A 23642-nucleotide genomic window follows, 5' to 3' on the forward strand; every position below is an offset into this window, starting at 1 on the left:
AATCCATACAATTAATTAAAAAGTTTAATATGAAATATATAAAAACATATAAGATTATACTTTTGGTTACATTACTTAGCACGTTAGTGTCTTGTAATGATTTCTTAGAAGTGGAAGATCTTGATCAGTATGAACTCACGAATCTTTATCAAACAGAAGAAGATTTAACTTTTGCTCTAGATTTTTTATACTTTTCTCTTCCAACAGCAAACCTTGAAGACAATGTATTTGCTATAGACAGTGATCAGGCTTATTTATTGCCTTATTTTTGGACAGATGATGCAACCCACAGAAATATTAATGGTGCAGGTTTTAACGGATCGGACTTTGTATGGAGCGAAAATACGAGAGCTTTAAGGTCCTTTTATAGGTATCAAGATATCGCTGATATTAACTTTTTCTTAGAAGCACTTCCAGGAGCAAGTTTTACAACAGAAGCTAACAGGGCTAGATTTGGCGCCGAAGCACGGTTTTTAAGAGCTTGGATATACGAATCTATGCTATTTGCTTATGGAGATGTCCCTCTTTTAACAAATACCATTGCGCCAACAGAACAACCAACTAGAACCCCTAGACAAGAAATTTTTGATTTTGTAATTACTGAGTTAGATGAAATTGACGATTTATTACCAAACTCATATAATGCTGAAAACTTAGGTCGTATTACAAAAGGAGCTGCGCTGGCTTTAAAGGCAAGAACGTATTTAAATGCTATTGGCTGGGTTAGTGACGTTAACGCAATGTATGCTGGTGCTGAAACTGCTTGTGATGAAATAATTAATGATATTGGTGTTTACGCTTTAGTTCCAGGTATAGATGGTTTTAAAGCCCAATTCACTGTTGAGAGTGATTTGGTTTCTCCAGAAACTATTCTTGCTAGACATTGTGCACTAGAAACAGGAACGGATAGAGAAGACAACAAACTATCAAGACAAATTGCACTTAGAGGCTCCTATGCAAATAGCGGTACTGGACAAAGACGAGCTGGTTATAGTTCTGATTTTATAGAAGAAGTACAAACTATAAATGGATTATTTCCTAAAGATGATCCTAGTTATGATCCCACTAATCCTTGGATAAATAGAGATCCAAGACTTGGAGCTTCGGCTGTTTTATCTGGAGATATAGTGCCTGCAACAAGTGGTCTAGATGATGAATATGAATTTCAACCACACCCAAATATTGATCCTTCGAGAGATAATATAGAAACCGTAAACAGTCCAACAGGTTATCTTTTTAGAAAATATTTAGATTACACAGCGGTTGATATGGAAGATGCTGAAACCGATTTAAAAATAATTCGGTATTCTGAAGTTCTATTAATGTATGCTGAAGCTTTAGCTGGTCAAGGTAGAGATGCTGAAGCATTACCGTACTTAGATGAAGTTAGAGATCGCGTTGGTATGCCAAAATACGCAGATATAGGTTTACCAACTGTTACTAGAGGAACAACAGGTAATCAAATGATAGATGCAATCCTTTTAGAAAGACGTTATGAATTTGCAGGTGAAGGCCCACAAAGATGGTTTGATATCTGGAGATATAAATTAGCCGACCAAGTTATAAAGCCTGTATTTGGTATCCCTGTAAGTGAAGCAGAACCAGGAGACTTAGTAGGTGAAAAATATAGAGCTAGTAATAATGACAGTTTTGAAAGAGTATGGGATGATAAATATTACTTATTACCAATATTTTTACCATTCTTAGATGCGAATACTAATTTAACTCAAAACCCTAACTATTAAAAATAGTTAAATTAGTAAAAGTTATCAAAAAAGTAATATATATGTTTATATTACTTTTTTGATAACTTTTTTTATTCCATTAAATTTAAGTGTGTTAAAGGGAGAGGGTATAGATTAATTAGAACTTATTTTTTAACAAAAAATCATTTTGCAGGTTTCTCAAACCAATATTAAGCTTTACTTAAGAGACTAATTAAATAGATCCTAACTTTAAATAAACAAACTTCCTAATTTTTTTAGTACATATATTAATCAATATTAATTTTAGATGATAATGTTAATCTAACACAGAATCCTGGGTACTAAAATTCAGAGTATTTATTCATAATAAAACCTCCAATGATTTAAAATCGTTGGAGGTTTTTTATTTGGTTTAAACACCTAGAATATTAAAATTTTATATACCCCAATACCATAATTTAATCAATTTTCTATTGTCTGTATAAAAAGGGTTCTTTTTTAGTTAATAAAAAATTAACATGATTTTAATACTTATTTGTCGAATGGCAGGTGTTGTTTGTCGAAATTCTTATCTTCATTACGTTTAGAATATATAGGTTTATTATGTTTTTAACATTGTTTTATGAAAATAAACGCTACAAAACTAAATTCCTTTAAGAATTTTTTTGCTTTCGTTTGTTTTTTTTAGAAGATGTTTAAAGACGAAAAGCTACTACTAACCACAAATTTTTTTAACTATTAATTAACTCACATTTCTATGAAAATTAAATTACACAATTTCGCTTTCTATCGAAAAAAAAGGCACTTAGGTTTTTTCTTGAGTGTTTTGGCTTTTTCGTGTGTTTCTGCAAGTTTTGGTTTGGCGCCAAACACGAGTGCAGATTTAAAAGTAACGCGTAGTTATTTGCAGCAACAAATAACAGGAACAATTACCGATGTTAATGGGCAACCTGTACCAGGTGTTAATATTAGCGAGAAAGGAACAGGAAACGGAGCGCAATCAGATTTCGATGGTGGTTTCGCTATTACACCATCTAAAGCAAATACTGTTTTGGTGTTTTCATTTGTTGGGTTTAAAACTCAAGAAGTTACAGTAACTAATCAAAAGGTTTTAAAAATAACTTTGGAAGAAGATATTTCGGCTCTTGATGAGGTTGTTGTTGTTGGGTATGGTACTCAGAAAAAAGTAAATTTAACCGCAGCAGTATCTCAAATTGGTGCAGAAACTTTTGAAAACAGACCTTCAGCAAACGTTGCTCGTTCATTACAAGGTTCTGTACCGGGTTTACAAATTAGTAACTCGTCTTCTGGTGGAGCTCCTGGTGCCGATACCAATATTAATATACGTGGTTTTTTAACTAGTGCAGGTAGCGGTGGTAATGTTCAAGAATCTTCGCCATTAGTACTTGTAGACGGTATTGAAATGAATTTAAATGATATTGACCCTGAAAGTATCGAAACTGTTTCTGTCCTTAAAGATGCTGCAGCAGCATCTATTTATGGGTCGCAAGCTGCTGGTGGGGCTATATTGATTACCACAAAAAGTGGTAGTAATATGAAAGGGAAGATGAGAGTAACTTATAGTACTAACTTCGCTTTAACGAAACCGACAAAAATACCTGAATTAGCCAGCGCTATTGATTTTGCTTATACAGTTAATGATTCTCGGATAAATAATAATCAAAATCCATATCACGATGAAACAGATTTAGCTAATATTTTGGCCAATATGGCAAACCCTGGAAGTGCGCCATCATTAGGTGTTAATGCTGCGGGTACAAACTGGAACTATACCAGTATTGGAATTGATGCTACAGGTGCTACCGATTGGACTGATGTTTTATATAAAGATTGGGCTGAAAGAACTAAACATAACTTAAGTATATCAGGTGGAGATCAAAAAATAAACTATTATTTCTCTGCAGGGGCATATGATGAAGGTGGTCTTTTGAAAGTAGGAAATGAATCTTTTCAACGATACAATCTTGATGCAAAAATTTCTTCACAAGTTAATAAATGGTTAAAAATAGAGTTATTAACTAAAGTTTTAAAAAGCTACTCAGATTACCCAACGCAAGGAGGTACAGATAATGACTTATCAGGAGTTTTAGATTTGTTATCTAAAATAAAACCAACCTTTCCTTTAGTAGATCCTATTTATGGAGAAGAATGGCTTGGACACTCTTATTTTCCGTTTTGGGATACTCAACGTGTTAAAACAGAAAAAAATCAACTTGTGTTATTACCAAGATTTATTATTGAGCCTATTAAAGACTTGAAATTAAACGTTAACCTTAATTATAAAAGAAGTAATAACTATGAAGAAGAGAGTATTTTATCAGTTCAAGAAATAAGACCTAACGGCTTTATTGATAGAGTAGCGCAGCAAAACACTTCTTATTCTCCAGCTTTCGCAACAACCGAATATTTTTCTCCAAACATTTTTACGACTTATGATAAAGCAATTGGGAACCATAACGTTAATGCTACCGTAGGATACCAAAGTGAGGTAAACAATTTTCATAGTTTAGGTGCACAGACCGATTATTTAATTTCTGATAATGTAGTTTCTTTAAATGCATCTTTGGATGATGACCAACTTGTAAGTGAAGCTATAACACATTGGGCAACACAAAGTGTATTTAGTAGATTTAGATATAATTACAAAGAAAAATATTTATTAGAATTTAGCTACCGAAGAGATGGTGCTTCTAGATTTGCTCCAGAGGATAGATGGGCTGGTTTTCCAAGTTATTCGGCTGGATATAACGTAGCTAAAGAGGATTTCTGGCCTATAGATGCTATTAGTATCTTCAAATTAAGAGGGTCTTATGGTACATTAGGAAATCAAAATGTTAGTAATTATTTATATTTATCTAATATAGAATTAAATACTGGCGGAACAAGCTATTTGTTTGATGGTCAGCGCGAAACTTACACTTTTACGCCAGGTTTAGGCAGTGAAAACTTAACTTGGGAAAAAGTAAAAACTACCGATATTGGTTTTGATCTTAGCGCATTTAACAACAAACTGGATATAGGTTTTTCTTGGTATCGCACAGATATCGAAGACATGGCTACAAGTGGTCTTAATTTACCTGCACAGTTAGGAACAGGTGCTCCTGTAGCAAACGCAGGGATTTCAAGAGTTCAAGGATGGGAAGTAGAGGCTAAATGGAGACAAAATATAGGTAAAGATTTTAGCTATAATATTAGAGCTGTACTTTCAGACTATACAAGAAGCATTGTAGATTACCCTGTTCCTGATGGAACAGCAACACAATCTTTAACTCAAACCTACTACCCAGGACAGGATTTAGGAGCGATTTACGGTCTTACATGGGACGGCTGGTTTTTAACAGATGAAGAAGCTGCAAATCACCCTATAGATCAAAGTGCAGTTACTGGTTGGGCTTATTCAGCTGGTGATACAAAATATAAAGATCTTGATGGAGACGGATCTATAAACAGAGGCGCATGGGAAGTTGGCGACACTGGAGATTGGAGTGTACTTGGTAATACCACGCCTCGTTATCAATATGCAGTAAATCTTGGTTTTGTATATAAAAATTTAGACTTTAATGCTTTTATACAAGGTGTTGGAAAACGAGATGTCGTAGTATCTAATCACCAAAGATTTAGAGGTCCTGCTCAAGGCGCATTTCATGCTAATGTTTGGGAAGAACACTTAGATTATTTTAGACCTGAAGATACTACAAATCCATTAGGGCCAAATTTAGATGCTTATTTCCCAGCACCATACTCTGCTAACCCAGGTAGAAATAACAAAAATTATAGTCAAGTAGTTGACCGTTATATACAAAATGGAGCTTATGCCAGATTAAAAAGTTTACAATTAGGATATACAATTCCTAAAGATGTAACTAGCAAGCATGGTATAACCAATTTTAGACTTTATGTTACTGGAGAAAACCTATTTACAGTTAATGATATGCTCTTCTTTGATCCAGAAAATATTACAGCTGGCGTAACAGGTAGTGCCATATCTTACCCGTTACAGAAAATTGTATCCATGGGATTAAATGTATCATTCTAATTATAAAATTGTAGAAATATGAAAAATATATTAAAATTATTTATTTTAAGTACAGCAGTGACTTTGTCGTCTTGCGATGACTTTTTAGAAAAAACACCTTTAGATGTTGTCTCGGAGGTTGATTTTTATAGCACACCTGGTGATTTAAGAGCATCCGTTAATGCTTTTTATAATGATTTGCCAAGTTGGTCAAATACTTCTGTAGGTTTTTCTGTATTACCCGATCTAGATTCCGATATGGGTATTGCTGAAAATATTAACTCTAGACTTAGTGGTCAAACAGGTATAGCTACGGAGTCTTCAAACTCAGTTTGGAGTTGGGACGAGGTAAGAGAAGTTAATTGGCTTTTAGATCATGTTGATCAAGCAGAAGGTGATCAAACAGAAATTGACCAATACATAGGAGAAGCTTATTTCTTTAGAGCGTATTATTATTTTAATCTTTTAGTTGATTACGGTGATTTACCAATATTTGATAAATATTTTGATGATAAGGATGAAGAGTTTTTATTTGCTGCTAGAGAACCAAGAAATGAAGTGGCCGATTTTATACTTTCAGATTTAACCACTGCTATTTCTTTATTACAATCTTTTCCAGATATCGCAACAAGTCCTCGTATAAGTAAAGAAGCTGCACTATTACTAAAAGCAAGAATTGCTCTTTATGAAGGTACATGGGAAAAATATCATAATGGAACATCTTTTGGAGTAGCTGGGTCTAATGGCTCTGCTTATTTGGAAATCGCTGCAGATACTTCTGAAGAACTTATTGATAGTGGTGTATTTACGCTTCATGATGATTACTCTACTTTATTTAACCAAATTGGGCTTAGCGGTAATAGCGAAGTGATGCTTTGGAGAGATTTCGATAATGATTTAGGTTTTAATAATAGCTTACAAATTTCTTGGCCTAATCGTTGTGCTTATACCAGGGAAGCAATACGTACCTATTTATGTATTGATGGCGACCCTATTTCAGTGAGCGATTTATATGATGAAGGAGATAAATCTTTAGCGACCATAGAAGTAGACAGAGATCCAAGATTAGCAGCTTTAATAATGGTGCCTGGAGATTTAATTAAAAGAGATGGTAGCTCAACTGTTGATTATATAGCTCCTGATTTTACTACTGCTAATGCAGGACTTACAGGGTATGAATCACAAAAATATAGAAATATTGATATAGATCCTGTTACTAGTGATTTTACTAAAAACACGTCTAAGGTTATAATGCGTTATGCTGAAGCGTTATTAATTTTTGCTGAAGCTAAAGCAGAATTGGGTACCATTACTCAAGCTCATTTGGAAAAGTCTATTAATAAGCTACGTACTCGCGTAGGTATGCCTGGTATAACTTTAGGATCAATAACTACAGATCCTGATTGGCCTAATTATGGGTATAGTCTTACAGATATTTTATATGAAGTTCGTAGAGAACGCGCTGTAGAACTTATGGCAGAAGGCTTTAGACTTGATGATTTATTACGTTGGAGAGCTCATGAATTAGTTAATGGAACAACCCCTAGAGGTGCGTATTTTTACGATGGTATTGTAAATTCAGATACACCGGAATCAAATGTAACGCTAGATTCTGAAGGTTATATTGCACCATTTATTAATTCAGATCCTTATAATTTTGATGAAACTAAAGCTTATTTATTGCCTATACCAAGTAATGAATTAATACTTAACCCTAATTTGTTGCCACAAAATCCAGGTTGGTAAAATTTAATAATTAGTTTTTAATTAAAAAGCTCAACATCAAAATTTGATGTTGAGCTTTTTGTTTTATCATAAAAAAAACAATGAAACAGATTTTTACATGGCGTCTTTTAATTCTTGCTTTCAATAATTTTTTTACAAACCTCTACCAGATTTCCATAAGAATAAAGAGTTTTGCATATTAACCATTCTAAAATAGATACTACAATTTCAGTAGTAAATTCTCCATATTTAGTGGTTTGTAATCCAGAGGCCATATAAGGGAATCTTATTCTTTTTATAGCAGTAGCATGAGGGATTGCAATACCTAAACAAAAGACTAATCTCCATAATTTATCAATTTTCTCGTTTCATAACAAAAAACAGACTTATTACATAAAGTGTAGTATAAGTGTAACCCCTTTTTTTAATGGTTTACATAGGTTTTTTGTTAATTTACGTATTGTTGTTTGGAGCGAGAACTAACTGCTTTATTCTATTATAGATAGTTTTTTATTAAAACCAATAATGCCTAATTTTAAATCAAAAAAATAATGAAACAGATTTTTACATCACTTCTTTTAATTGTAGCTATTAATAGTAGTGTTTTTTCGCAAACTTCAACTGGGTTTCCAGAAGAATATAAAGTTTTGCATATTGAACCTTCTAAAACAGATTCTACAATTTCAGAAGCAAATTCACCACATTTAGTAGTTTATAACCCAGAGGCTAAACAAGGGAAGCTTCTTTTCTTTATGCCAGGAACAGGAGGTATTGCATTAAAAGGGCCAAAAAAATTATTTGCTACAGCCGTAAATCAGGGTTATCACGTTATTAATATATCATATATTAACACACCAGCAGTGGCGCAAATTTGTAGAGGAAAAGTGCTTGCTGAAAATTCTAATTGTACCGAAGAATTCAGAATTAGACGTATTTATGGAAACAATAATTTTTCATTGATTGATGATGCCCCCCAAGACGCTATAGTTAACAGGTTAACCAAGTTGCTTATTTATCTATCGGAACATGATAAAACAGGTAATTGGAATACTTACTTAGAAAATGGAGCTCCTAAATGGAGTGAAATTGCAGTTTCTGGTCAGTCTCAAGGAGGGGGAATGGCCGCTTTTATAGCTAAAGAACAATTGGTGTCACGTGTAGTAGATTTTTCAGGAGGCTGGGATTATTCAGATAAACCAAAAATAGCGAAATGGTATTATTCACCAAGTGTAACGCCAAGCAATGTTTGGTATGGTACATATCATGTTACAGAACCTGCAGCCAAAATAATAAGAGAAAGTTATGAAGCTATGGGGATTCCAGAAAATCATATTTATCCTTTCAACCTGCCTGTTCCAGAAGGTAAAAAAGGCCATTCTAACGGTGTTAGAAATATTGGATATGTAAATGATTGGATAGAATTATTGGGTAAGGGTAATTAAGCTTCAATAATTTTTATTTCTTGATTTTTCTTATAATAAAAACGCGGTATCTGTAAATTTTTTTAGAGGCTATTTTTTTTAATAAAAAGGAGGTACTTTTACGTAGAAACCCATGCTTTTTTAAAACTTATAGTTCTTTATAATGCGTAATATATATATCAATATATTTTTTTTAATAGCTTTTTCAAATAGCATATTTGGGCAGGAGCATGAGGAAAAGCATATTGATTATTCGCAACAACGAAAAAAAGTAAGAGTTTTAGTCAATCAAGGGGAAATGGAACAAGCCCTAATATTGAGTATCGATATTATTGAAAAGGCAAAAAAGCATAATGAAGATGATGCCGTTGCATTAGGGTATATCCAAATTTCGGGTATACTATGTACTATAGGGAAACATTTGGAGAGTTTGCAGTATTTGGATTTAGCAAATCAAATAATTTCCGAAGAAAAATTAGTAACAGCAAAAATTAAGATTTACGAAAATTATGGTAGAAATTATTCTGCACTAAAACTAAATGATAAATCTATCAAATTTCTGAATAAAGGACTTCGTCTTTATGAAACTAAAAAAACAGCTTCCTCCCAACTCTTAGCCACGTTATATGTTAATAAAGCATCTGCTTTTTTAAATACAAAACACAAAATAGATTCTTCATTATTTTATCTTCATAAAAGCTTAAAAATTAAGGAATCATCTTTTAAGTATGCCGTGATTTCAAATTATTATTTAAAAACAAATAGAAATATAGATTCCGCAAGGTATTATTTAAATAGGTCTAAGGTACTAATGCAGGGGGAAAAGGTTTCGGCATACCATAAATCTATTTTATTACAAGCGCAGGGTAACTTTTATAAATCTATTGGAGAATATCAAAAAGCTATAGATTATTATGAAGAATGCCTAAATATTTCTATTAGAATGAAGAAATATATAGAGGTTAAATTGGTGTATAAGCTCCTTTCTGAAACCTATGAGTTGCTTAATCAAGAAAGCCGAGCGCATGAGTATCTTTTGAAGTATACTACTTTTAATGATAGCGTAAATACAGTATATAAAAAAAACGTAGATGTTGTAATAAGTGGGTTTTTAAATAGTCAAGAACAAAATCATAAAGAAAAAGAAAAAAAGTTTAGTTATTTGTTAGGGGTTGGTGTTTTGCTATTCATTGCAATAACAGGGTTTGTTACCTTTTACTATAGGGAAAAACGTTTGGGTTTAATAAAAGAAAAAGAAAACGTTATAAAGCAGAAAAACTTAGAGCGTGATAAACTTAAACAAAAGCTTAACGTAGCTTTTGATGAGGTGATTTCTTTAGCGAAAGAAAATGATGCTTCTTTTTTAATTCGATTTCAAGAGGTGTATCCAAATGTATGCGAAAAACTGTTAGAAGTTAATACGAAACTAGTCAACACAGAATTATCATTGTGCGCTATGATTTGGCTTAATTTTTCATCTAAAGATATTGCAGCTTATACAAATATTCAACCCAAAACAGTGCAAACTAAAAAATATAGATTACGCAAAAAACTAGAACTTCCAGAAGGCACCAATCTTTACGTTTGGATTAAAAATTTATAATATTCATCTATAATATTTGTTGCTTAAAACACATTCTTCTACGGCACTCTATTTAGATATAAAGCATACAACTAGCCATTCCGCCCTCTGTATTTAAAAATACCCCATGGAATTTCATTTTAGATATCCATAATTTTAACCCTGCCATTTTTATAATCCCCTAATATCTTCAATCTATATTTAAAATATAACAAAACATCTGTGTTTACAATGGCTGTAGTACAAGTGTAACCTCCAAAACACGGTCTTTTTTACGGTTTTTGTGTTTATTTACGTAGAAGCTAAGGCTAAACTACATGATAAAATAATGCTAGTTATACCTTACTTCAAAACTAACTCTCACTCAAATTAATTAACTTTATGAAAACAAGAACTGCAAAATTACTCATTCTATTTCTAGTCACTCATCTATTAAGTACGCAACATATTTTTTCCCAAGAAAAAACAATTTCAGGAAATATTGTAGATGAAACAGGATTGCCTGCTACCGGAGTTAACATTATAATAAAAGGAACTTCAAGAGGTGCTCAATCTGATTTCGATGGAAATTATGCCATTAAAGCCAGCCCAGGACAAACGCTAATTTTTTCATATTTAGGCATGGAAACCCAGGAACAAGTTATTGGTACTTCCGCTACTATAAATATTACCATGAAAGAAGATGCGCAGTCCTTAGACGAAGTTGTAGTAACCGCAATGGGCATTGAACGTGCCGAAAAAACATTAGGTTATGCCGTTAGTTCAATAAAATCCGAAGATTTTGAAGAAGCAAGAGAAAGCGATGTACTTCAAGCATTACAAGGTAAACTATCTGGTGTTCAAATTACCGGCGGAGGCGGCGGTGTAGGAACTTCAACAAAGATAACAGTAAGGGGGCTTACTCGTATATTTGGAGATAATAACCCTTTATGGGTCATTGATGGGGTTCCTATATCAGATAGTAATAGTTCCGACGGTGGTATTTCAGGAGGAGCAAATTATGGAAACAGAGCCCAAGATATTAATCCAGATGATATTGAAACATTAACCGTACTTAAAGGTGCATCAGCCGCAGCTTTATATGGTTCAAGAGCATCTAATGGTGTTATTGTGGTAACTACTAAAAAAGGGAAAGGAAAAGGCGTAACCATTACCTATAGTTCAACCATGCGTTTCGATTCTCCTCTACGACTTCCAGATTTCCAAAACAGCTATGGCCCAGGTAGTTTAGGAGTTTATAGTGAGGCTGATGGCGATAATATAAAAGACGCCTCTAAAGGTTGGGGACCTGCAATTTCTAGCGGAACAGCCTACACAGATTATGCAGGTAATTTACAAACCTTTACATCGAATCCAGATCTTCAAAAAGATTTTTATGATTTAGGTTCAACTAAGGTAAATAGTTTTTCAATTTCAGGAACTTCAAACGAAGGAAAAAACAATTATAGAGTAAGTACTTCTTATAGTTCAAATGAAGGGATTTTACCTGGATCGTCTCTAGACAGGTTGAATTTAGGGCTTAAAGCAGGTTCTGAATTATCCGATAAATTAAACTCTGTATTCAGCATAAATTATATTAACACAGGTATAGATGGTGCAGTGGCAACAGGGGCAAATGACCCGAATATATTAACAAGTATTATAAATACTTTACCAAGAATTACCAATATAGATGTTTTTAAACCATGGGTAGCCGATGATGGAGTAACACAGCTATCTCCTGTTGATGCTGATGGAACCAATAACCCGTATTGGATTGTTAATGAAAATCAAAGAACAGCCGATACCGAAAGATTTTTTGGAAATGTGGCGCTTACTTATAGTCCTATAGATCACTTTTCTATGTTAGGAAGAGTAGGATATGATACCTATAACACAAAGTATTTTAGAAATAATCATAAAGGAACCATTGGACTTCTAGAAGGTAATTACAGACAATCTACTACAAGCAGAAACGAAATAACTTTAGATTATTTAGCAACTTATGATAATTCTTTTGAAGATTTTGATGTCACTTTAAGAGGAGGAATGCAATGGAACCAAAGAACAACTGATATTATTGGTAATATTGGTGAAACGCTTACCATTCCAGAGCTTTTTGCCCCAGGTAATGTAGAAAGTAATGTCCCTTTTAATAATTATTCTCAAACACGTGTTTTTGGAGCTTTTGGAGATTTTACAATGACTTATAAAAAATGGCTTACTTTAAATGCAACCGCTAGAAACGATTGGTCTTCTACATTACCAGAAGCTGACAACAGTTATTTCTACCCATCTGTAGCGTTAAGTTTTATTTTTTCCGATGCCTTTAATATTAAGAGTAATATTTTTAGTTATGGTAAATTAAGAGGGAACTGGGCTAACGTAGGGAGTGATACAAGCGCATATCAATTAGATTATTTGTATTATCCTCAATCAAGTTGGTATGGACAATTTAGTACAGGAGGAACATTTCCTTTTGATGGTCAACTCGCTTTTTCTGGCCCAAACTCCTTACCAAATTCAAACTTAAAACCAGAAAATCAATTAAGTAAAGAAATTGGTATTGAATTAGGATTTTTTAAAAACAGATTTACAGTAGATGCAACTTATTATAAGACTAATACTACCGATCAAATTATAGCATTATCTACCTCGCCTTCTACAGGGTATAGTTCTGCTTGGACTAATTTAGGAGAAATCTCAAACACAGGTTTTGAACTGGAATTAGGAATAAAACTGATTAGAGCTAAAGGGTTTAAATGGGACGTAAATTACAATTTTACAACCAATGAAACCATTATTGAAGATTTAGGCGATTTAGGAGTATACACTATGGCAAGTACCTATAACGGTTTAACAGTAGCTGCCGGAGAAGGACAAAGTATAGGCCTATATGGAAATAGATTTGCTAGAGCTGTAGATGAAAACGGAGATACTATAGAAGATCAAATACTAGTAGGAAGTACCGGTTTACGTTATGAAGGTAATACAGAACGCTTAGGAGACATAATGCCAGACTTTACTATGGGGCTTACTTCTGTATTTAGTTATAAAGGTTGGAGACTATCCACAACTTTCGACTGGAAAGAAGGCGGTGTTTTGTATTCGCAAACCGTATCTAACCTAAGAACTAGTGGTTTGGCTGCAGAAACAGCTGTAGATAGAGAAACACTTTTTGTAGACCCCAACACCTTTGTTGATAATGGAGATGGCACTTACTCTGAAAACACAACACCAATACCAAGCGTTCAAAGTTATTGGAGTAATTATTCTGCCGCTAGAATTCATGAAAGCAACACGTTTGATGCTACTTATATAAAATGGAGAGAGTTAGCCTTGTCTTATTCATTAAATAAAAAACAGTTAAAAAAGACACCTTTTAGCAGTTTAAGATTTAGTCTGCAAGGAAGAAACATAGCCATTTTTAACACGAGTATCCCTCATATTGATCCTGAAACAAATTTGTTTGGCTCAAGCAGTAATGGAGGAGGTATAGAATATAATGGTTTGCCTTCAACAAGTAGTATTGGGTTTGGTGTAAACGTTAAATTTTAAATAAGAAAAAGATGAAAAATACAATCATAAAAACAAAGTATTTATTAATATTATCGATAATTATATTCAGCTTAAACGGATGCACTAAGAATATCACAGATATTAATGAAGATCCATTAGCAGTAACAACAGTACCTCCTTATCTTTTATTTCCAGAGGTCATAGTGAATATGTCTTCACAAAGAGTTATTGAATTTGCAGGTTCTAATATGCACGCCCAACAATGGGCAGGTAGTGGTGGCACCTGGAGAAGTAGAAGTAGATATACACTTGGTGTACCCTCAGTAAATAACGCATGGACCAACTGGTATACTACCTGTTTAAAAAATTTATCTTTAGTAGAATTATTAGTTGAAAAAGATTATCCAGATGACATATATATTGTTGCTCAAGCAAAAATATTAGAAGGTTTTATTTATTCTAATATAACACAAGTATGGGGTGAAGTTCCTTTTACTCAAGCAGGAAATCCAGCAGAATATCCATATCCAGTGTTTGATTCTCAAGAAACTGTAATGGAGGGTATTGTAACTTTAATGGATGAGGCTATTGCCATTTTAGAGCAAGATGTAGACTCTGATATTGTTGATGATTTAATTTTTGAAGGCGATAAAACAGCATGGATTCGTTGGGCAAATTCTTTAAAGTTAAAAATGCTTATGTTTATGGCGAACAAAAAGCCTAGCGAAGTTTCTAGTAGACTTCAGGAGGTAGCAAATAGCTCATTAATCTTCACTAACGACCAAGAAGCCAAATTACAATACAGTTCTGAAATTGGTAACGAAAACCCTAAATATACTTTTATAAATAATTTTTGGGGAGGAAATATTAATTTATGGTACGCAGGAAGTCCACTAGTAAACCTTATGAACGATTTAGACGATCCCCGTAGAGCAACCTATTTTGATCAAAATACAAATGGTGTTTATGTTGGTTTAGTTCAGGGATTTACAGGTGTCGCATTTACTTCAAAAATAAATGTAAACAATATTCTAGCAGACACACCTGATAGATACTCAACAGCATCTGAAACCTACTTTTTATTAGCAGATGCTGCCGCAAACGAATATATTTCTGGAGGTTTAGCTCAAGCAAATACATGGTTTCTAGAAGGCGTTACATTGTCTTTAGATTATTTCGATGGTTCTCTAGGAGAGATTTCACAAACAGATAAAGATACCTACATCTCTAGTTTACCAGATTTATCGACTTTAACAAAAGAAGAGGCTTTGGATTACATTAACGATCAACATTATATATCATTATTTGGTAACGGAATAGAAGCATGGAATTTATGGAAAAGAACAAAGTCGGTTGATTTTGATGTCCCTAACCTTTCTGGAGCAACAGATATAATCAGAAGATATACATATTCTAGCAATGAAGCCGCAGCTAACATAAACATCCCTACCGAAGTAACTATCGAGGATCCAATGTGGTTTGAAAAATAAAAAGAATCATTTTTTCTATTGATAATAAGCCAGCGGATTACCTTTTTTACTTTGAATTAGTTTTTACTCGAAATAAATTATTATTAAACGCTGGTTTTTTTTAATTTCCTTGTCTATAATATTTAAAGCTAAGCCTTAAGCCAATAATAGCTATACTACACTAAAAAGAAACCTCATGAGAATTTTACTAGTACTTTTGTCTTTATCACTTTTATTAATGTCTTGTGATGAGCGCAACGAAGTAAAACCTAAACAAAACCCAAATATCATCTTCTTGTCGATAGACGATCTAAGAGCCGATCTTGGAAGCTATGGTAATACCGAAATAAAAACCCCAAATATGGATGCCTTAGCAGCAACTTCCATGGTGATGTTAAATACACATTGCCAAGCAGCAGTTTGTGCTCCATCAAGGGCAAGCACCATGTTAGGCTATAGACCAGATTCTACAAGAGTTTGGCATTTAGGCGATAAGTTTAGAGAAATTAATCCGGAAGCAGTTACTATGCCTCAATATTTCAATAAAGCAGGATATTATACGGTTAACATTGGTAAAATTTTTCATAATTATATGCCGGATTCTATTTCATGGAACGAGCCAGATTTAAAACCATACCCTTATAATACCAAAGCTTATGCTTTGCGTGATGCAGAAACTTATTATTACACTGAAGAAGCCTTAGCAGACCAAAAAAATCAAAGAGAAATTCTCTTAGAAAAAAGAAAAGGTCAAAAGGTGTATGGAGATGGGTGGAATCGTGGTCCTGCAATAGAAGATGCCGATGTTCCAGATTCGTTATATTTTGATGCGATGCAAACACAATTAGCATTGGAAACGATAGATAGAATTAAAGACAAGAATAAACCATTTTTCATGGGACTTGGACTTTATAGACCTCACCTTCCTTTTGTAGTGCCAAAAAAATATTGGGATTTATATCCTGTGGGTTCAGTTTCTCCAGCGGCCAATCCAAAATTACCAAAAAACGCTGCGGTAATGTCGGCTAATTCTAATTATGAATTAAGAGCTTATACTAATCCTTATAAAATTGGACGTCCAGAAGATGCGCCACTTCCAGAAACTTATTCCGATTCGCTCAAAAGAGGATACTATGCTAGCGTTAGTTTTGTTGATGCTTGTGTTGGGAAGCTAGTGACAGGTTTAAAGGAAAGAGGCCTTTATGAAAATACAGTTATTGTACTTTGGGGAGATCATGGATGGAAATTAGGCGATCACAACGGATGGGGTAAAATGACTAATTTTTATATTGATACGCATGTGCCGTTAATTATAAAAGGAGTCAATCAAAAAGAAGGAAAACGTATTGAAGCACTTTCAGAATTAGTAGATATTTTCCCAACACTTTGTGATTTAACAGGTGTAGATAAAGCGGATTATTTACAAGGAACTAGTTTAATTCCTGTTTTTGAAAACCCAGATTTAGAATGGAAAGATGCTGTTTTTACACAGTTTAGAAGACGTGCACGTGTTTCTAAAGATGGTAACGAATACATGGGCTATTCCATGCAAACCAAGCAACACCATTATATTGAATGGTACCATTGGGATAATCATAAAAAATTGAAAGGCGATTTTGCTGACGTTGAATTATATGATCATTTTGTAGATAGTAACGAAACTGTTAATGTGGCTAAAAATCCCGAGCAGGAGGATATTGTTAAACGTTTATCTGCGCAATTGGCAAAAGGTTGGAGAGGCGCATTGCCCAAAAGTAAATCTTAGAGATACAGTTAGAACTAAATAGAATTATCAAAATTTATATTTAATTATGAGAAAAAAAATAAAAACCCTCAATGCATTATGGCTTTTAGCTATTTTAGTTTTAAGTGGATGTAATCAGGAAAAAGAAAAATTAGCTAAAACTACACAGGTAAAAAGGCCGAATATTTTATTTATTCCAGTAGACGATTTAAGACCAGATTTGGGATGCTATGGTAACAGTATTGTAAAAACACCTAACATCGATAAACTCGCTAGTAATGGTGTTGTTTTTAATCGAGCCTATTGTCAGCAAGCGGTTTGTACACCGTCTAGAACAAGTTTGTTGACGGGTTTAAGGCCTGACTCTACTCAGGTTTGGGATTTAAAAAAACACTTTAGAGATGTTTTACCCGATATTGTTTCATTACCTCAGTTTTTCAAAAACAACGGCTATCATACCGTAGGTTTGGGAAAAACATTTCATAATACGTTACAAGATTCTGTTGCTTGGAATGAATACCTGCATGTCGATGGTTTCCCTTTCGATCCGGATGCTGTTTATATTAATCAAGAAAACTTAATTATACAAAAAGAGCAAGAGCTTAATCGTGTAAAAAAAGGAACAGCTAAGTTCGATAAATATGGTTTTATCTACACCAAAGCTAATTCTATTGAAATGGCAGAAGTAAATGATGATGATTATTACGATGGAGCACAAACAACCATGGCGCTAAAAAAAATGCGTGAATTAGGAAAATCAGATGAACCATTTTTCTTATCGGTAGGTTTCTATAAACCACACTTACCATTTACAGCTCCAAAAAAATATTGGGATATGTATAATAGTGAGGATATTCCTTTGGCAACAAATCGATTTACTCCTAAAGATAGTCCGAGTTTTAGTATGCATGGTGATGCAGAACTTAGAGGTTATTCTGAAAGGCATGATTTACCAAAACCAAATGAAGCATCATTATCTGAAGCGGAGCAAAGGGAATTAATACATGCTTATTATGCTTGTATATCTTACGTCGATGTACAAATTGGTCGTTTAATGGATGAGTTAGAGCGTTCTGGGCTTATGGAAAATACGATTGTTGTTTTATGGGGAGATCATGGATGGAAATTAGGCGAACACAATGGTTGGGGAAAACAAACCAATTATGAAATAGATACTCGTGTGCCATTAATTATAAGTGGTAATAACGTTAACGGTAAAGGTAAAACAAGTAAAGCCTTAACCGAGCTCGTTGATATCTACCCAACACTTTGCGATGTAACTGGCTTTGAAGTGCCTAAACATTTACATGGAACAAGTTTAAAACCTTTATTAGAAAACCCAGAAGCTAGTGTTAAAGATGCTGCATATAGTCAATTTCTATTAGGGCGATATGGTCCAAAAGCACTCAGAGGTATTGAAAGAATGGGTTATACCGTTAGAACAGATCAATACCGTTATGTGGAGTGGTACGAGTGGAAACCAGAGAGTAAAACACGAGGTGATTTTATAACAAGTGAACTTTTTGATCATGAAATAGATACTCAGGAGAATATTAATATTGCTGATAATTCTGAAAATAAAGTAGTTATAGCACAAATGGCAAAAGTGTTAAACAAAGGGTTTAATAATTAATTTATTTTTTCATGGCTCTACTAAAAAAGCAGCTATATTGTTTAGTACTTTTAGTGGCTATAGCATGTAATAAACCTATAGAAAAAATTAAGGTTTTAAATGAAAAATCAAAAATGAATCAGAAAGAAATGAAAACCCTGGGGCTAATAGGTGGCACCTCTTGGCACTCTACAATCGAGTATTATGCGGCAATTAATCAATCTATCAACGATTATTTTGGCAATAACACCAATCCGCCTTTATTAGTTTATACGCTCAATCAGGCTGAGGTACATAGGTTTCAAAAGGAAGATAAATGGGATTCTATAGCTGGTATGTTGACGGAAGCTGCATTAAGCCTTAATAAGGGTGGAGCAGAATCTGTTATGTTTTGTGCTAATACTCCGCATAAAGTATATCAAACAGTGCAGGATCAATTAGATTTTCCGGTTATACATATTGCAGATGCTACCGCTAAGGCAATTCATAATAAAGGTATTAAAAGTGTTGGTTTTATTGGAACTATTTACACTATGGAAGCCGATTTTGTAACCCAAAGAATTGCTGATAACGGTATAGAAGTTTTAGTTCCTGAAGATAAGGCTGTACTTAATGAACTACATAGAATTATACAAGAAGAACTTACCTATGGGGAAGTTAAACCCGAATCGAAAGCCTATGTGTTAGAGGTTATTCAGGGTTTTGTTGATAAAGGAGCGGAAGGAATTGTTTTAGGTTGTACTGAGTTTCCTTTAATGATTTTTGACGAAGATTTAGATATTCCAGCTTTCAATACCACAGACATTCATGCTATGGCTGGTGTAAATTATATTCTAAATAAATAGTTGAAGTTTTAATAAAATTAGGTTTTTTAAACATCCCTTTATAGTCAATCTATAAAGGGATGTTTTTTTTGATTCGTAATAAATTTGAAATCTTTATATTCAACTTAAACATTAATTTTTAACTTGTCATTTATAACATAAAAATCAAAAAATGACAATCTTTTTAAGAACACAAAAAAGTGCTTTAAATACGTTTGGTTTATTTATTCTACTGCTAATTTTTGCGTCATCTTGTAAAGAAAACAAAGATGAAAGTGTTACCGAATTTAATAAGCAACCCAATGTTATCGTTATTCTTATAGACGATGCCGGTTATGCCGATTTTGGTTTTATGGGGAGTAAAGATTTAGAAACACCAAATATTGATGCTCTAGCAAAAAGTGGTGTTATTTTAACTGATGCTCATGTAAGCGCTACCGTTTGTGCGCCATCTAGAGCGGGCTTAATGACAGGTAAATATCAACAGCGTTTTGGTTTTGAAGCTAATGGAACTGGCTTTGGTGATTCTGGTGATATTGGCCTTTCGGATGATGTTTCTACAATGGCCGATGTGTTTAAAGCCAATGGATATAAAACACTAGCTTTAGGGAAATGGCATTTAGGAGCCGATAAAAGCGATCATCCAAATCAAAGAGGTTTCGATGAGTTTTTTGGTTTCGAAGCCGGAAGTCGTTCCTACTTTTCTTATAAAAACCCTAAGAAAGAAAAAATGCTTCAGCATAATAGTAAACGAGTTATGTTCGATGGGTACTTAACCGATGTTTTAGGAGATCAATCTGTAAAGTTTATTGAAGAAAATAAAGCGCAACCCTTTTTTATGTATTTAGCTTATAACGCCGTGCATACACCAATGGAAGCCAAAACGGAGCATTTAGAAAAGTATAAAAATCATCCAAGACAAGAATTGGCAGCCATGACTTGGTCTTTAGATGAAAATATAGGGAAGCTTCAACAAAAGTTAAAAGCATTGGGCTTAGCAGATAATACACTTATATATTTTTTAAGTGATAATGGTGGTGCGGCAAATAATAGTTCTAGCGGTGGCCCTTTAAAAGGTTGGAAAGGTAATAAGTTTGAAGGTGGACATCGTGTGCCTTTTATTGTGAGTTGGCCTAAAGTCATTAAAGGTGGTCAAACGTTTGGTGGCTTATCTTCATCTTTAGATATTTTCACAACATCTTTGGCCGCAGCAAACATTAAAAAAGCTGATGATTTAATTTTAGACGGAGCTAATTTATTGCCGTATTTAAAAGGAGAAAAAACAGGAAATCCGCACGATAAATTATTCTGGAGAAAACTGGAAGAAGCAGGAGCTAGAATAGGTGATTATAAAATGATGAGATTACAAGATTTTGGAGCAACGCTTTATAATTTAGAAAATGATTTAGGGGAAACCACAGACTTAAAAACATCCAAAGAGGAAGAGTATCAATTACTACAAAATGAATTGAAGCTGTGGGAATCTAAAATGATGGATCCGTTATGGATTGAAGAACGGAGTTGGATGGATGTTACGCACCACATTCATAAACAATTAATGCAGAACGAAAAGGTATTATATTCTAATCCTGCGCAAATGAAAACTGTACTTTCTAAAAAGTAATGGCGTTACGGTGATATTTTTTCTAGATTAGTACGACTTTTAAGTTCTAGCTGGTAAAATGATGTGTTTAAGATTAATAAAACGAGTAGTATAATTACATCGTAATAATATTGGCTTATCTTGTGGCCGTTTTAATTGTAGTTGCTACAATTAGCATAAAAGTTATAATCATGAAGAATAGTAATATTAGCGAAGATCAAGTCGCTCAAATTAATAAAGTAATAGAGAATTATTTTAATACAAATACGGATAAAAATTCGATTCCTGCTAAGGATCTTATGTCCGATTTAATAGAGGCAGGTGTTTTTACAAAAGACACAAAAAAAGGGTTACCGCTTCGTAAAGTTTTTAGAGCTTTAGATAAAGAAAAAGCTTTAGATAAAATTCCTGCTGTACATGCAGAACGTACAGAAACAGCGGTTTATTGGTATTTATTAAGAGAAGGAGCAGAGTTTGTACCGAATGAAGCTATTGGTGCGGTTTCTAAAAAAGAAAAAGCTCAAGAAACAAGAGAAAATAGTGATGAGTTCTATGTTTTAGACCTATGCGATGAGGTGCTTAACGAAAAAGCATCGCGTAAGCATACCTTTCCTTTTTTATTAGGAGATATGCATAAAAGAGGAAAAACTAGAACAAAATTGCCATTAGCAGGTTTTTATAAAGATGCCAATTTAGTTGTTGAGTTCTTAGAAAAGGAAAGTGAAGCCGACCAAGATGAAGAGAAGCTAAATGTAATGACGGTTAGTGGTATAACTAGAGCTGAACAAATAAAAAAATATAATAAAAGACGTAGAGACGTGCTGCAAAAGAAAGAAATCGATTTAGTTGAAATTGATTATGCCGCTTTTGAAAATGATAAAGAAAATCGTTTAGTACGTAATAAAGAACAAGATATATTACTTTTGAAAGAGTTACTTAATGCGTATATAAAATAATTTTAATTCATATTTTATCCAGAGTTTTTCGAGAACTAGAATAGTTTTAAATGAAAAATATTAGAGCCTATATAGAAGAGACCATAACGGTAAATGATACCGATTGGACGTTGTTTTCATCTAAATTAATTAAGCGCGAGTTTAATAAAAAAGATAAACTTACCGAAGTTGGTCAGGTGGAGAACTACATCTCTTTTATAGAATCTGGTATTGCACGTTTTTTAATTCCGAAGGAAGATAAAGAGAAAGAAATCACTTTCGGGTTTTGTTTCGAAAATGAATTTATAAGCGCTTACGATTCGTTTTTAACACACAAACCATCGCTCTACCAAATAGAGGCGCTTACCAATATGGTTATTTGGAGTATTTCTTATGAAGATTTACAAGAGGTATATCAAAAAAGTTTTGTTGGTAATGTTATAGGGCGCATGTCGTCAGAGCGTTTATTTCTTATAAAATCTAAACGAGAACAGTCGCTTTTAAATGAAACTGCAGAAGAGCGTTACCTTAAGTTATTTACAGAGCGCCCAAACTTAATAAAAGAGGTGCCTTTAAAATACATTGCTTCGTATATAGGGGTTACAGCGCAGGCTTTAAGCCGAATTAGGAAACGAATTTCTTAACCTAGGTTCATTGTAATTTCCATAAAGTAATAAGACCTTTGTTATCTAAACAAAGATTATGAGTATTCTTATTTTTATTATCATTTTATGGTATACAGGTTTGTTTTTTCAAACATTCTTTTTGCATCGTTATGCGGCGCATCAAACCTTTACCATGTCTAAAATAGCAGAGCGTATATGTTTCTTTTTAACTTGGGTTTTTCAAGGTTCTAATTACTTAAGTGCTTATGGTTATGGCGTTATGCATAGAATGCACCATGCTTATGCCGATACAGAAAAAGACCCGCATTCGCCTAAATATGATGCCAATGTGTTTTCTATGATGTGGCGTACAAAGAACATTTATCAAGATATAAATCAAAAACGAATTGAGGTTGCCGATAAGTTTACTAAAAACGTTCCGCAATGGGAGTCTTTCGATAAATTTGCAAGTTCTAGAGTATCTCGATTAGTTTGGGCTGCTTTATACACTGTGTTTTTTATTTTCTTTGCAACTGCTTGGTGGCAATGGTTATTTTTGCCTGTAGCTTTTTTAATGGCACCAATACACGGTGTAATTATAAATTGGTTTGCTCATATTTATGGGTACAGAAATTTTAAAGTTGCCGATACGTCTAAAAACTTATTACCATTTGATTTTTTAATGATGGGTGAAGGCTATCATAACAATCATCATTCTCATAGTGGACGTGCAAATTTTGGAGTGCGTTGGTTTGAGGTTGATATTACGTATTGTATTATGGTTGTTTTAGATAAACTACATATTATTAAATTGAAGAAAGCCGTTAGTTAGTAAATTCGGTATTATATAGTAAAAACAAAAAAGCAACCTAATTAGGTTGC

14 protein-coding genes are annotated in these 23642 nt (G+C 33.5%); all 14 read left to right on the plus strand.

The window, feature by feature from the left end; all coding sequences use genetic code 11:
• The first annotated feature begins 29 nt into the window (after positions 1 to 29).
• The 14 genes from V6246_RS01030 to V6246_RS01095 all read left to right on the plus strand — a co-directional run bounded on the left by V6246_RS01030 (position 30) and on the right by V6246_RS01095 (position 23592).
• The gene (locus V6246_RS01030) at positions 30 to 1745 is read left to right on the plus strand and encodes a RagB/SusD family nutrient uptake outer membrane protein (protein ID WP_341558586.1); all 1716 of its coding nucleotides are present in this window, start codon (positions 30 to 32) and stop codon (positions 1743 to 1745) included.
• Positions 1746 to 2463: 718 nt separating this feature from the next.
• Positions 2464 to 5763, plus strand: coding sequence for a SusC/RagA family TonB-linked outer membrane protein (locus tag V6246_RS01035; RefSeq protein ID WP_341558587.1), 3300 nt, complete (start codon positions 2464 to 2466; stop codon positions 5761 to 5763).
• A gap of 18 nt (positions 5764 to 5781) precedes the next feature.
• Positions 5782 to 7488, plus strand: a complete 1707-nt coding sequence (locus tag V6246_RS01040; RefSeq protein WP_341558588.1) for a RagB/SusD family nutrient uptake outer membrane protein — start codon at positions 5782 to 5784, stop codon at positions 7486 to 7488.
• Positions 7489 to 8018: 530 nt separating this feature from the next.
• A complete protein-coding gene (locus tag V6246_RS01045; RefSeq protein ID WP_341558589.1) occupies positions 8019 to 8909 on the plus strand; it encodes a BPSS1187 family protein in 891 nt (296 codons plus the stop codon).
• Between the two features lie 142 nt (positions 8910 to 9051).
• Positions 9052 to 10491 (plus strand): hypothetical protein, encoded by a 1440-nt coding sequence (locus V6246_RS01050; protein WP_341558590.1) that lies wholly within the window; start codon positions 9052 to 9054, stop codon positions 10489 to 10491.
• A 360-nt stretch (positions 10492 to 10851) separates the two neighbouring features.
• Entirely contained in the window at positions 10852 to 14007 is a 3156-nt protein-coding gene (locus V6246_RS01055; RefSeq protein WP_341558591.1) for a SusC/RagA family TonB-linked outer membrane protein, read from the plus strand.
• Positions 14008 to 14018: 11 nt separating this feature from the next.
• On the plus strand, positions 14019 to 15458 hold the full coding sequence (locus V6246_RS01060; RefSeq protein WP_341558592.1) for a SusD/RagB family nutrient-binding outer membrane lipoprotein: 1440 nt from the start codon (positions 14019 to 14021) through the stop codon (positions 15456 to 15458).
• A 175-nt stretch (positions 15459 to 15633) separates the two neighbouring features.
• On the plus strand, positions 15634 to 17202 hold the full coding sequence (locus tag V6246_RS01065) for a sulfatase (protein ID WP_341558593.1): 1569 nt from the start codon (positions 15634 to 15636) through the stop codon (positions 17200 to 17202).
• Positions 17203 to 17248: 46 nt separating this feature from the next.
• A complete protein-coding gene (locus tag V6246_RS01070; RefSeq protein ID WP_341558594.1) occupies positions 17249 to 18814 on the plus strand; it encodes a sulfatase in 1566 nt (521 codons plus the stop codon).
• A gap of 113 nt (positions 18815 to 18927) precedes the next feature.
• Positions 18928 to 19638 carry an aspartate/glutamate racemase family protein gene (locus V6246_RS01075; RefSeq protein ID WP_341558595.1) on the plus strand — a complete coding sequence of 237 codons (711 nt, stop codon included), beginning with the start codon at positions 18928 to 18930 and terminating at the stop codon, positions 19636 to 19638.
• Positions 19639 to 19789: 151 nt separating this feature from the next.
• Positions 19790 to 21241 (plus strand): sulfatase-like hydrolase/transferase, encoded by a 1452-nt coding sequence (locus V6246_RS01080; protein ID WP_341558596.1) that lies wholly within the window; start codon positions 19790 to 19792, stop codon positions 21239 to 21241.
• Between the two features lie 170 nt (positions 21242 to 21411).
• Positions 21412 to 22176 carry a hypothetical protein gene (locus V6246_RS01085; RefSeq protein WP_341558597.1) on the plus strand — a complete coding sequence of 255 codons (765 nt, stop codon included), beginning with the start codon at positions 21412 to 21414 and terminating at the stop codon, positions 22174 to 22176.
• Positions 22177 to 22226: 50 nt separating this feature from the next.
• Entirely contained in the window at positions 22227 to 22799 is a 573-nt protein-coding gene (locus tag V6246_RS01090) for a Crp/Fnr family transcriptional regulator (RefSeq protein WP_042500278.1), read from the plus strand.
• Between the two features lie 58 nt (positions 22800 to 22857).
• Entirely contained in the window at positions 22858 to 23592 is a 735-nt protein-coding gene (locus V6246_RS01095) for an acyl-CoA desaturase (RefSeq protein ID WP_042500276.1), read from the plus strand.
• Positions 23593 to 23642: the final 50 nt, after the last annotated feature.

Origin of the sequence: Algibacter sp. TI.3.09 (assembly GCF_038154905.1) — a bacterium.
Lineage (GTDB): Bacteria > Bacteroidota > Bacteroidia > Flavobacteriales > Flavobacteriaceae > Algibacter.